Source organism: Aeromonas sp. FDAARGOS 1410, assembly GCF_019048745.1.
Lineage (GTDB): Bacteria > Pseudomonadota > Gammaproteobacteria > Enterobacterales > Aeromonadaceae > Aeromonas > Aeromonas jandaei.
The window spans coordinates 2,853,927-2,866,240 of the sequence record NZ_CP077401.1 but is presented as its reverse complement, the minus strand read 5'-3'; the positions used below and the strand labels follow the sequence as shown (position 1 = coordinate 2,866,240).

10 protein-coding genes are annotated in these 12,314 nt (G+C 56.9%); 4 read left to right on the top strand and 6 right to left on the bottom strand.

What is annotated here, in order from left to right; translation table 11 throughout:
* Nucleotides 1–87 precede the first annotated feature (87 nt).
* The 3 genes from I6L40_RS13310 to I6L40_RS13300 form a co-directional block, all read right to left on the bottom strand.
* Nucleotides 88–1,458: an L-serine ammonia-lyase gene (locus I6L40_RS13310; protein WP_041207648.1), complete on the bottom strand. Its 1,371-nt coding sequence runs from the start codon at nt 1,456–1,458 to the stop codon at nt 88–90.
* Nucleotides 1,459–1,733: 275 nt separating this feature from the next.
* Nucleotides 1,734–3,119, bottom strand: a complete 1,386-nt coding sequence (locus I6L40_RS13305) for an L-serine ammonia-lyase (RefSeq protein ID WP_071910271.1) — start codon at nt 3,117–3,119, stop codon at nt 1,734–1,736.
* A gap of 152 nt (nt 3,120–3,271) precedes the next feature.
* Nucleotides 3,272–3,556, bottom strand: a complete 285-nt coding sequence (locus I6L40_RS13300; RefSeq protein WP_043850878.1) for a pyrimidine/purine nucleoside phosphorylase — start codon at nt 3,554–3,556, stop codon at nt 3,272–3,274.
* A gap of 268 nt (nt 3,557–3,824) precedes the next feature.
* Between I6L40_RS13300 and I6L40_RS13295 the strand changes: the two genes are divergently transcribed.
* Complete coding sequence (locus I6L40_RS13295) at nt 3,825–5,066, top strand: dicarboxylate/amino acid:cation symporter (protein WP_216994391.1); 1,242 nt, start codon at nt 3,825–3,827, stop codon at nt 5,064–5,066.
* Between the two features lie 1,465 nt (nt 5,067–6,531).
* Here the strand turns inward: I6L40_RS13295 and pfkA are convergent.
* The 3 genes from pfkA to elyC form a co-directional block, all read right to left on the bottom strand.
* Nucleotides 6,532–7,503: a 6-phosphofructokinase gene (pfkA, locus tag I6L40_RS13290; protein WP_041207654.1), complete on the bottom strand. Its 972-nt coding sequence runs from the start codon at nt 7,501–7,503 to the stop codon at nt 6,532–6,534.
* 151 nt (nt 7,504–7,654) lie between these two features.
* Nucleotides 7,655–8,410 carry a triose-phosphate isomerase gene (tpiA, locus tag I6L40_RS13285; protein WP_041207655.1) on the bottom strand — a complete coding sequence of 252 codons (756 nt, stop codon included), beginning with the start codon at nt 8,408–8,410 and terminating at the stop codon, nt 7,655–7,657.
* Nucleotides 8,411–8,545: 135 nt separating this feature from the next.
* Nucleotides 8,546–9,316 carry an envelope biogenesis factor ElyC gene (elyC, locus tag I6L40_RS13280; RefSeq protein ID WP_071910267.1) on the bottom strand — a complete coding sequence of 257 codons (771 nt, stop codon included), beginning with the start codon at nt 9,314–9,316 and terminating at the stop codon, nt 8,546–8,548.
* Nucleotides 9,317–9,417: 101 nt separating this feature from the next.
* On the opposite strand from elyC, the gene cmoM reads away from it, so the two are divergent.
* The 3 genes from cmoM to mukE all read left to right on the top strand — a co-directional run bounded on the left by cmoM (nt 9,418) and on the right by mukE (nt 12,314).
* Nucleotides 9,418–10,194, top strand: a complete 777-nt coding sequence (gene cmoM, locus I6L40_RS13275; protein ID WP_033113262.1) for a tRNA uridine 5-oxyacetic acid(34) methyltransferase CmoM — start codon at nt 9,418–9,420, stop codon at nt 10,192–10,194.
* A gap of 100 nt (nt 10,195–10,294) precedes the next feature.
* Complete coding sequence (mukF, locus tag I6L40_RS13270) at nt 10,295–11,614, top strand: chromosome partition protein MukF (protein WP_042030892.1); 1,320 nt, start codon at nt 10,295–10,297, stop codon at nt 11,612–11,614.
* Nucleotides 11,595–12,314: a chromosome partition protein MukE gene (mukE, locus tag I6L40_RS13265; protein ID WP_005336835.1), complete on the top strand. Its 720-nt coding sequence runs from the start codon at nt 11,595–11,597 to the stop codon at nt 12,312–12,314. Before mukF ends, mukE begins: the two co-directional genes overlap by 20 nt.

The following is a 12,314-nucleotide window of genomic DNA, read 5'->3' as shown; positions in this document are numbered from 1 at the left end:
TATCCACTCTTCCAGTGACGAAGTGCCGGAACCGGTAAAAAGAAAAAGGCGGGATAACCCGCCTTTTGTCGTCATGCCAGTGGCTGCTTAGTCGCAGGCAACCTGCATCACCTTGATGGCCAGACCGCCACGGGAGGTTTCACGGTACTTGGAGTCCATGTCCTTGCCGGTGACGTACATGGTGTCGATCACCTTGTCCAGCGAGACGCGCGGCTTGGAGGTACGACGCAGGGCCATACGGGAGGCGTTGACCGCCTTCATGGCTGCGATGGCGTTACGCTCGATGCAGGGCACCTGAACCTGGCCGGCAACCGGGTCACAGGTCAGACCCAGGTTGTGCTCCATACCGATTTCCGCGGCTTCGCAGACGTGCTCCGGGCTACCGCCCATCAGCTCGGTCAGGCCGGCAGCAGCCATGGAGCAGGAGACACCCACTTCACCCTGGCAGCCCACTTCGGCGCCGGAGATGGAGGCGTTCATTTTGTAGAGGATGCCGACGGCACCGGCAGCCAGATAGAAACGGGTGTACTCGTCGCGGCCAACCGGCTGGATGAACTTGTCGTAGTAGGCCAGTACGGCCGGGATGATACCGGCAGCGCCGTTGGTCGGGGCGGTGACCACGCGGCCACCGGCAGCGTTCTCTTCACTCACGGCCAGAGCGAACATGTTGACCCAGTCAACGATGTTCATCGGGTCGCTCGAAAGGTTCTCGTTGGTGTTGAGCTGGCGGTAGAGCGGAGCCGCACGACGGGGCACGCGCAACGGGCCGGAGAGAACGCCTTCGGTACGGCAGCCGCGCTCGATACCTTCACGCATGGTGTTCCAGATCTTGCCGAACTTCTTGTAGATCTCTTCCGGAGTGTTGAAGCACTTCTCGTTCTCCATCATCAGTGCAGAGATGGAGAGACCGGTCTGGCTGCAGTGGGCAACCAGCTCGGCGGCGCTCTTGAACGGGTAACGTACGGACATGTCGCCGCTGTCAGCCTTGCCGAAGTTCTCTTCGTCAACGATGAAACCGCCACCAATGGAGTAGTAGGTCTTGCTGTAGACCACTTCATCTTCGATCAGCGCAGTCAGCTTCATGCCGTTTTCGTGCAGCGGCAGGGCTTCGTCGTGGAATACCATGGCATCGCGCGGGAAGCTGACGGTGTGGCAGTGCAGGCCGATCGGCAGGCGCTCGGTCTGTTCTACGCGGGAGATAAATTCAGGAATGGCATCGATATCGACGTTCTCCGGCAGGTTGCCGGCCAGGCCCATGATGATGGCGGTGTCGGTGTGGTGGCCTTTACCGGTCCAGGAGAGGGAGCCGTAGACATCGACATTGATGCGGGTGATATCGCGGATCTTGCCGCCTGCACGCAGTTCGTCAACAAACTGTTTGGCTGCTTTCATCGGGCCAACAGTGTGGGAAGAAGAGGGGCCTACACCGATTTTGAAGATATCAAAAACGCTGATCATGTCACTATTACCTCAGGGTAGAAGGGGGCGGCATGCCCACTCACAGAAATTTGGGAGATCCATGGAACGCGCTGGTTTGCGCAGGTCACTGAACCAGATAACCGTAGTGTAACGGCTCGCGACCTAAAAAAAGTTGAAATAGATCTATTTTTGTTGAGTTTGAGGTGCGAGTATAAAATTTATTTTGGTGCTTATCCATTTTGTTAAGCGTTTGCCCATAAAAATACCCGGCGATGCCGGGCATTTCGGAACCAAATGGAGTCAATTGCCGTTTTTTAACATTCGGTAATGTTAACGGCGAGGCCGCCTCGAGCCGTCTCCTTGTACTTGGTCTTCATGTCGTTGCCGGTCTCCCACATGGTTTTGATCACCTTGTCGAGCGACACCTTGTGCTCGCCGGTGCCGCGCAGGGCGAGACGGGCGGCATTGATCGCTTTCACTGCGCCCATGGCGTTGCGCTCGATGCAGGGCACCTGTACCAGCCCGCCAATGGGATCGCAGGTGAGCCCGAGATTGTGCTCCATGCCGATCTCGGCGGCGTTCTCTACCATGGCCGGACTGCCACCCAAGAGTTCGGTCAGCGCGCCGGCCGCCATGGAGCAGGCCACGCCCACTTCACCCTGACAGCCCACTTCCGCTCCCGACAGGGAGGCATTCTTCTTATATAAGATGCCGATCGCTGCCGCAGTGAGGAAAAAGCGCACCAGCTCGTCATCATCGACCTTGTGGACGAAGCGATCATAGTAGTGAAGCACCGCCGGAATGATGCCGGAGGCGCCGTTGGTGGGGGCGGTGACTACTCGTCCGCCTGCCGCATTCTCTTCGTTGACGGCCAGCGCAAACAGATCGACCCACTCCATCACCATCAGGGGATCCTTGTTGAAGTTGGTCTCGCAGCTGAGTTGGCGAAATAGCCCCGGGGCGCGGCGCCGTACCTTGAGCCCGCCCGGCAGAACCCCTTCGCTCTTGCAGCCCCGCTCGACGCAACCCTGCATCGCCTGCCAGATCTTGCGAAGACCGCTCTTTATCTGCTCGTCGCTGCGAAAGACACGCTCGTTGGCCAGAATGATGCCGGAGATAGAGAGACCGCTCTCCTGACAGTGTGCCAGCAGTTGGGCGCCGCTCTCGAACGGGTAGGGGATCGGGTGTTCGCTATCCGTTCTGGCTGCTTCCTCCTTGGCGGTTGCGAAGTGGCTCTCTTCAATGATGAAGCCGCCGCCAATCGAGTAGTAGGTCTGGCTGAGGCGCAGGTTTTCCTCTTTATCAAAGGCGCGCAGAGTCATGCCGTTGGTGTGGGCCGGCAGGGTTTTACGGCGGTTGAAGATGATGGCACCGGTGCGGGGAAAATGGCTTGGCTGTTCGCCTGCCAGCTGCAGGCTCTGCTCCTTTTCCACTAGCGCCAGAATGGCGGGGATGGCATCGATATCGACCGACTCCGGTTCAAAGCCCGACAGCCCCAGAATGATCGCCTTGCCGGTACCGTGTCCCTTGCCGGTCTGGCCCAGCGAGCCGTAACACTCCACTTCGACTCGCGCAGTATGAGGAAGATGACCATGGAGCTTGAGCTGCTGCACAAAGGCATAAGAGGCGCGCATGGGACCTACTGTATGGGAAGAGGAGGGGCCGATACCGATAGAGAAAAGGTCAAACACACTGATCATGACACCACTCCGGTGATGGTTTATGTCTGTTTATTCTAGGATTTTTGCCATGGATGAAAAGCGGGGATGTGCCGCGCTGTGACATGGGTAGAGATATGAAGAGCAGGAGGGGGAGAGAGGGCTGAAGGGATGAGCCCCTTCAGCCGGACAGATCAGTCGAGAAATTCACACAGGTAAGCGGTGGGGGTAGTCACCTCCAGCTTGAAGGAGGAGTGGCCCGCAACCAGGAAGGATTCACCCTGGCTGTAGGTGTGCCACTCATCTTCATCCGCCAGCTGGATGGTGAGGGCCCCCTTGATCACCGTCATCCGCTCGGGGGCGGCGGTATTGAACAGGTATTCGCCGATGTTCATGACGCCGACAGTAGATTTCTCGCCTTTTTGCTCAAAACCGATGGATTTTACATTTCCGTCAAAATATTCGTTAACTTTCAGCATCTTTACATCCTTGTATGTTCGGTTGTGCAGCCAAGCTAGCACAACATTTTGCCAGTTGTCATTGGACTGACAGCAAAAAACGCAACCAAAGGGTGGAAAATGCGCTTTTTAGAAAATTATTAATAGCTTCTGTTAACGATTTGTCGATTTCAAACAGCAATGAAATATGCGATAACACGCCGCAGCAGGGGAATGTGCAGGAGCTCATTCCCCTGTCTGGTTTATTGCACTGGGAAAGTGCGAATGTAGCTACATAAAGGAAAGTACTGTGTTGACTAAAGGACTCATAAAAAATATTGGCTTCCAGGTTGTGGTGGCCATGGTACTGGGGGCTGTGGTCGGGGTGCTCATGGGTGAGCAGGCCACCATCTTTGCCCCACTCGGTACCCTCTTTATCCAGCTGATCAAGATGCTGGTGATCCCGCTGGTGGCGGTTGCCATCCTCTCCGGCGCCGCCAATCTGGGCGCCAGCCCGGCGGCGGGCAAGATCGGCGCCGCGACGCTGGCCTTCTTCCTGATTACCTCTGCGTTGGCCGTGTTGCTGGCACTGGTGATGGGGCAGATCTTCAAGCCGGGTGTCGGTGTCGATTTTGGCTCAGTCTCCTCCATGTTTGGCGGTGATTATGCTGATAAAGGGGCGCTGCCGGATGCCGTCGCAACCCTGCTTGGCATGATCCCGACCAACGTGTTCCAGTCCCTCAACGAGGCGAACATTCTGCAGATCCTGGTGTTCTGCATGTTCCTCGGCATTGCGCTGGCCAAACAGCCGCGCGAGCGGGCCAAGCCGCTGGTCGATGGCCTCAATACCTTGGTGGATGCCTTCGTCTGGATGATCAACAAGGTGATGCTCATCGCGCCGCTCGGGGTATTCGGTCTGATGGCTGATGCCATCGGCACCTATGGCTTCGATGTGCTGACGCTGGTGCTCAAGCTGTTTGTGGTCTATGTCGCTGCGATTCTGATCTTCGGCTTTGTGGTCTATCCGCTGCTGGTGGCGCTCTTCTCCAACACGCCGGTGATGACCTATATCTCGGCCATGAAGAAGCCGCAGATCGTGGCCTTCTCCACCGCCTCCTCTATGGCGACCCTGCCGGTCAATATGGAGACCTGCGAGCAGGATCTGAAGGTGACCAATGCGACGGCCGCTTTTGTGCTGCCGCTGGGGGCCACCATCAATATGAGCGGCAACGCCATCTATTACGGGCTGGTTGCCATCTTCTTTGCGCAGGTTTACAACATTGATCTGAGCGTTGGTGCCTGGGCCGCCATCATAGTGACAGCTACCCTGGGCGCGATTGGTCAGGCCGGTGTACCGGGCCCGAGCTTCCTGGTGGTGGCGGTGCTGCTGGCGGCAGGGATCCCCATCGAAGGATTGCCGCTGCTGTTCGCGCTGGATCGTCTGTTCGACATGATCCGGACTTCCCTCAATATCACCGGTGACGCAGCCTGCGCCGTGATCGTTGATCGCTTCAGCCCGGAGTATGACCCGCAGCGCTGGAACAAGGTATAAGCGGGATTACCCACGGGTAGACACATCCAGTTATGCCACAAGCCTCCACCTTCGGGTGGGGGCTTTTTTGTGCCCGCTGGTTACTGGGAAAAAGATTGGTCTGAACAAACAGCAAAGCGGTAGAAGAGGAGGAAAGGATAAGGAGAGAGCAAAGGTGTTGTCAGACGGAAGGTAGCAAAAAGGGGAGCTTGGCTCCCCCGAGGATGGTCTGACGTTGGCTCAGTCAGAAGTGTGGTTAAACAAGCAACCACAACAGCTTGAAATCATATCCATGTTGACCATTTCGGCACTGATGGCTGAAAACACCAGTTTGTGGCGATTAAAGCGTCATGCCAGAGAGGCTCGTTCCCGATTGATGCCTCTCTATCCGACTCAGAGCTGTGACAGCGAGGGCAGAGAGACAGCAACCAGGGTGAAAAACACGGTAAAAACAGCGGTAACAACAAACTCTTTCATCTTTTTTCTCCCCAGGTTGTTGGTTGATGAGGTCAAGATACCATAACAGGAGCTTAAAACAAGGGTTTGGTTGATAAAATTGAGCTTTGTGTTCTTCGTGATGATGAAGGCTCTGTTTTTGCAATCTTGTGGCTATTTTATCCTCTATGTTTGAGGTGTTGGTTGTTTTAATGGGGCTTATATATTAAAAGTTCTTTATTTTCAGTGTGTTAGTTAAGTGAGTGGAATCTGAATTAGGGGTTTTGAATGGAGCCATTAATTGGTTTTACATTTTTTGTCGGGCTAGGCAGCCATTTTTAGCGTCAAAAAATGGCTGTGAATCTGGTTTTACCGCTTCTGGCGAAGATAATCCCCCTCTGAAAGAGAGTAATGCCGGTATCGGCATGCAATCCAGCGCCATGGTTAGGGTTTTATCACGATCTTCTGTTCATGGATCTGCATAAATAGCCCTGCTTTTAGCGATGTAGCCGGATCTGAGAGAGAAAAAATGCAGAGGTAGCCCATTTTTTAGCCTCTGACTATGGATGAGATAGCGTGATTGATATTGGTTGGTGCAATAGTGGCTTGGGAAGCGGTTTTTCCCTCAAGGGGACAAGTTGCAACCTGCAGGGGGGAGCGAGATAGGCCCCCGATCTGCGACTGCCTGTATCTGTAGCCAATGTTGAGCCCCGTCGGTGCGGATTAGAGATAACGCATCGCCTAACAGGAGCACTAGAGGACAACAGTAACAGTGGGGGAATAAGAGAGAGCGGATGAGATGATAAAGAGATGATGCTGGGCAAGCTGTCGGTAGCGACTGCAACGGTGGATTTGAAGCGCAACCTCAATCCCAACCTCAAGCCGGTTATATAGGCATTGTTGTTATTTCGCAGTTGGCAGATCAGCCTGATGACATTGCCAAATGTGCTGGCACCAATCCATTTTCTGGGCACCACGGTGAGTGACGGCTAGAAATAGAAAAACCCTCCGGATGGAGGGTTTTTGCATAACCAGCTTGTTCCGGCAGTGCTTAGAACAGGGTGGTGGAGAGGTTGTAAAGCTCCTGATCGAACGGACGCTTCATGTTCTCGATGCAGTCGATGATGTCGTGGTGTACCAGCTCGTTGCGCTGGATACCGACGCAGCGACCACCGTGACCAGCCAGCAGCTGCTCAACGGCATAAGCACCCATACGGCTGGACATGATGCGGTCACGGGCAGTCGGGGCACCGCCACGCTGGATGTGGCCCAGGATGGTGGCGCGGGTTTCACGACCGGTCAGGGCTTCGATATCTTTGGCCAGCGCGTTCACGTCGGTAACGTGCTCGCAGATAGTGATAATGGCGTGCTTCTTGCCCTTGGCTTCGCCTTCCTTGATCTGCTTGAGCAGCTTCTCTTTGTCGAAGGCTACTTCCGGCACGATCACGTACTCGGCACCACCAGCAACGGCGGCAGACATGGCCAGATCGCCACAGTGACGACCCATGATCTCGACCACGGAGATACGGTGGTGGGAGCTGCAGGTATCGCGCAGGCGGTCGATGGCGTCAACCACCACGTTCAGGGCGGTATCAAAGCCGATGGTGAAGTCGGTACCGGCGATGTCGTTGTCGATGGTGCCCGGCAGGCCGATGCAGGGGAAACCCTCTTCGGTCAGCTTCTTGGCACCCATGTAGGAGCCGTCACCACCGATGACGACCAGCGCATCGATACCGTGCTTTTTCAGGTTTTCGATCGCTTCGGCGCGCACTGCGGGGTCTTTGAAAGCAGGGAAACGGGCGGAGCCGAGGAAAGTACCACCACGGTTCACTACATCGGAGACGCTGTGACGCTCCAGTTTGACGATGCGATCCTGGTGCAGACCGAGGTAGCCATCATAAATACCGTAAACTTCCAGGCCGTAATGCAGACCGGCGCGAACCACAGCGCGGATGGCTGCGTTCATACCCGGTGCGTCGCCACCACTGGTCAGAACACCAATACGTTTGATTTGTTTGGTCATGAGTGCCTCTGGATCTGAGTTGTCAAATACGAATGTTTGGAAATAGACAAGCCACTTTTACTATATCGGCTTTCGTATGGGATGCGGGGGCCACCATAGGAAAAGCGATACAAGAGAGGGGACAAGCCCCTCTCTTTGCCGTAATCAGTGATTACTTGGCCGCGCCAGCGATGATCTGGGAGAAGTCGTCCACTTTCAGGGACGCACCACCGACCAGGCCACCGTCGATGTCCGGCTGACCGAACAGGTCGGCAGCAGTGGCGCCAGTGACGGAACCGCCGTACAGGATCTGTACTTTGGCAGCAACGGCGGCATCAAAACCGGCCAGGTACTGACGGATGTGAGCGTGAACGGACTGAGCGATCTCCGGAGTGGCAGTCTTGCCAGTACCGATGGCCCATACCGGCTCGTAAGCGATAACGGCGTTGTTGAAGGAGGCGATACCGCAACGGTCGATAACGGCTTTCAGCTGGGTCTCAACCACGTTCTTGGTCACGCCGGCTTCGAACTGCTCCAGAGTTTCACCGATGCACAGAACCGGCACCAGGCCGCCTTTCTGGATCGCTTCGTACTTGGCAGCAACCACGTCGTCACTCTCTGCATGCAGGGTACGACGCTCGCTGTGGCCGACCAGAGAGTAGGTGCAACCGAAGGCTTTCAGCATGGACGGAGCGTTTTCACCGGTGAAGGCGCCAGACTCGTGTACGTCGGCGTTCTGGGCACCGTAGGCGATTTTGGTGCCAGCGGTCAGCTGCTCAACCAGACCCAAAAAGATAACCGGCGGGCAGACGGCGACTTGCACAGAAGGATGAGCGGCAGCAGCCGGTGTCAGTCCTTTGATCAGAGCTTCTACAGAAGCCTTGGTGCCGTTCAGTTTCCAGTTACCCATTACCAGGTGCTGTCTCATCTTCTTAATCTCCTAGGCATTTGATTGCGCAACATTATATGAATTGAACCGAGCCCAAGATAGCTGACCCGGCGGCAAATGACGTAATTTTTTTTCGCTTTCCTGATCCAAATCAGGAATGAAACGCTTGATTGCTCATTCGTTAACCTGCCCCCGCAAGCGAGCCCACCATACCCCAATCCATTCGTGGATGGCAGCTTCGGAATACATCAGATAGCGCCCTTTGGGTAAATAACTGTAGAGCGGTTGGGCCACCTGGCTCTGCTTGGCGGTGTAATCGGTGGGGGCCGGCACGGCGTTGAGCCCCTGACCCTGATAGAGGGCCATGGCGCGCGGCAGGTGGGTGGCAGAACTGACCAGCGCCACCTCTTTTCCCTTCAGATGGCGGCTGATACTGACCGCCTCATCATGAGTGTCTTTGTTGTTTTCAAACAACGTCATTCGCGAACGGGGTATGCCGAGGCTCTCGGCCATCCGGGCGTTGACCTCGGCGTTGGAGAGGGTATCCCCCGACACATAGCCGGAGAACACCAGCTCGGCTTCGGGATAGGCCTGGGCAAGGCGCACCCCCTCCAGAGTTCGTGCCAGCGAGATATTGTTCTGCCAACTGCGCATCGGTACCGCCGGATCGCTGACATGGCCGTTGCCGAGCACCACGATGGCATCGATGTTGGGATGCTGGCTCACCTCGAACGGCGGGAAGGTTTGCTCCAGCCCGCGGGCCAGTTCGTAGCTCACCGGCCGCATTCCCAGCAGGGCGACCAGCAGCAGCGAGAGAGTTGCCAGCAGCTTGCCGGTTTTCTGAAAACGGGTAAACCAGAGCAGCAGCAGGGCGACCAGAAGCAGGGAGAGGGAGAAGGGGAGCGGCATCAATAGCTGACCCAGCCACTTTTTGAGCACAAACACGGCAGACACTTCCTTGAGTTTTCAGCAAATTCGGGATGTGACAGAATACCTCTCTTTTTTGGGATGGCCACAACCCTGTGGCGCTAATGTTGAGTTTCTCCTTGAAGCACGATCAGAGTTTTGACGGGCGCGCCGACAAGTTCGCCCGCAACATTTACGACTCCACCAAGGGGCGCATCCGCACCACCATTGTCTGGAGCGACATAGAAGCCTGCCTGGCCCGCCTTGGCAACCGACCGCTGCGCATCCTTGATGCGGGGGGCGGTTTTGGCTATTTCGCCCAGAAGCTGGCGGCCATGGGTCATCAGGTGGAGCTGTGCGATCTGTCAGCAGAAATGCTGGAACTGGCCCGCAGCCAGATCGCCGAGAAGGGGCTGGAAGACAAAATTCGTCTCATCCATTGCCCCATTCAGGATCTGAAGCAACACGTGACCGGGACCTTTGATCTGGTGCTCTGCCATGCGGTGCTGGAGTGGCTTGCCGAGCCGCGTCAGACCTTGCTGGGTCTGTTCCCTTTCGTCAATGCCGGGGGCATACTGTCGCTGCTTTTTTACAACCGTCATGGTTTGCTGTTCCAGAGCCTGGTGGTGGGCAATTTTGACTATGTGCGCCTTGGTCTTCGCAAGAAGCGCCAGACCGCGCTTACGCCCACCAATCCCCAGCTGCCGGAGCAGGTCTATGACTGGATTGGTCGCGGGGGGCTGCGCATCATCGGCAAGACCGGGGTGCGGGTGATCCACGACTATATGCGTCACAAGCAGGATCAGGTGGAGAAGTTCGACGATCTGCTGGCCATGGAGCAGCAATATTGCCGTCAGGAGCCTTTTGTCTCCCTCGGTCGCTATATCCATGTGATGGCCCAGAAGCCGGCCAGCTGATTGTTCGCTGTTCACGTCGATGTGGACCATGTTTTCGATGCTACCGGATGTAGCCGCGCGCACGATTTTGCGCCCAATACAACAACGAGATGACAACATCATGATGAGTACATCCCGTACCCTGCCAGAGATGGTGGGATGGGTCAGGCAGGAGGGGTTGGCGTTGAGCCTGCCGACCGACCGGCTGGCCTTTCTGATTGCAATCAAGACCTTGTCCGAGGATGAGTCGGACCTGTCGGAAGCGGCGCTGCACGATGCCTTTGGCTATGTCAGCAGCGCCTTCGGCCAGATGGACGAGACCCTCACCGGTCGCGCCAACAACGCCATCAACGATCTCATTCGCCAGCAGCTGCTGTCGCGTTTTAACACCGACATGGTGGCGGGGGAGAGCCTCTACCGCCTGTCGCGCCTGGGTGTGAGCATCGTCGACTTCTTTATGGATCAGCGTCAGGTTGACTCCATCAAGCTCTCCATTCTACTCGAGCACCTGGCTTCCGAGCTCGACACCGCCCGCAAGGCGGCGCTTGAAACCAACACCCGCGAGCAGTGGGATGCCGAGGTGCTGCCACGGCTCACCTTCTCGCTGGAAGAGACGCTGGGGCGGATCGATCTCACCCAGCGCGCCATGGATGAACAGCAGAATCAGGTCAAGAGCGAAATCGCGGCCCTGCTGACCCAGAACTGGGTCGATGCCATTCACAGTTGCGAAAAGCTGCTGCACGAGACTGGCCAGACCCTGCGCGAGCTGCAGGATACCCTGGATGCTGCCGGTCACCGCCTGCAGGCGGGGCTGCTCAATATTCAGGAAGCAGCGCAGGGGCGCGACGATCTGTTCCACGTCGAGGAGCTGACTCACGCCTTGCAAGGTCGTCTTGACGTCATCACTAGCTGGGGTCAGCAATGCATCGAGCTGTGGTCCCGCTACGACAGGCACGTCCACAAATTTATCCGCAACGCCATCGATATGGACAAGAACCGCGCCTTCAGCCAGCGGCTGCGCGAGTCCATCCGCAACTTCGAGCAGCACAACTGGCAGCTGCGGGTGGCCGAAGAGCCCCGTCTGCTGGAGCTGCGCGATGAAACCATCGCCATCCACGACGAGGAGGTGACCGGTGAGGTGCCCCTCGAGATGGAGTACGTCGAGATGGTGGACATCAATCAGGAGCTGGCCGAGCGCATCGAGCGCTATCTGGCCCGCTACCCTGAGCAGGGCCAGCAGCTGGATCTGGCCGATGTGCTGCGGGAATACCTGCTGGACTACCCGGCTCATGCCCACTTCGATGTGGCGCGTCTTCTGATCGACCAGGCCGTGCGCCTGGGCCATGCCAGCGGCGAGCGCGAACTGCATCGCCAACCCGCATGGAAACCCATTAACCAAGCTGGATCCAAGGTTCAGGCCTATGTCATTGATCAATTCTGAGTTTCCCTTGCCGCTGCGCCTTGCAGAGGCGATTGCCAACCCCTTGTTTCCGCGCATCGACACCGCCTTGCGCTCCGGTCGCCACATCAGTGCCGACGAGTTCGAGCAGCATTCGGCGCTGGTCGAATATCACAGCGAGCTGGAGATCTTCTACGGCCGCTATCAGGTGGAACTGATCAAGGCGCCGGAAGGCTTCTTCTACTTGCGTCCGCGCCCGAGCTCCGACATCGGCACCACAGTGCTCTCCGAGCTCGATATGCTGGTGGGCAAGGTGCTCTGCTACCTCTACCTGAGCCCGGATCGTCTGGCCTCGGAAGGGGTATTCGCCATGGCCGAGCTGCAGGAAGAGGTGCTGAGCCTCGCCGACGAGAAGCAGCTGCTGCGGATGGTCAACAGCCGCTCCGGCGGTACCGATCTCGACAAGAAGAAGTTGCTCGAAAAGATCCGTACCTCCATGCGCCGTCTGCGCCGCCTTGGCATGATCACCGCCCTTGGCAACGGGGATAAATTCCGGGTCAACGAATCGGTGTTCCGTTTCGCCGCCGACGTGCGCTCCGATGAAGATCCGCGCGCTGTCCAGCTGCGGATGATCCAGGAGGGTGAAGCCATCTTCCACGACGACGAAATGCCGAGCAGCGACTCGCTCTTTGATGACATCGAGGCGGATCTCGATGAAGAACAACTGGATCTGGAGGTATAA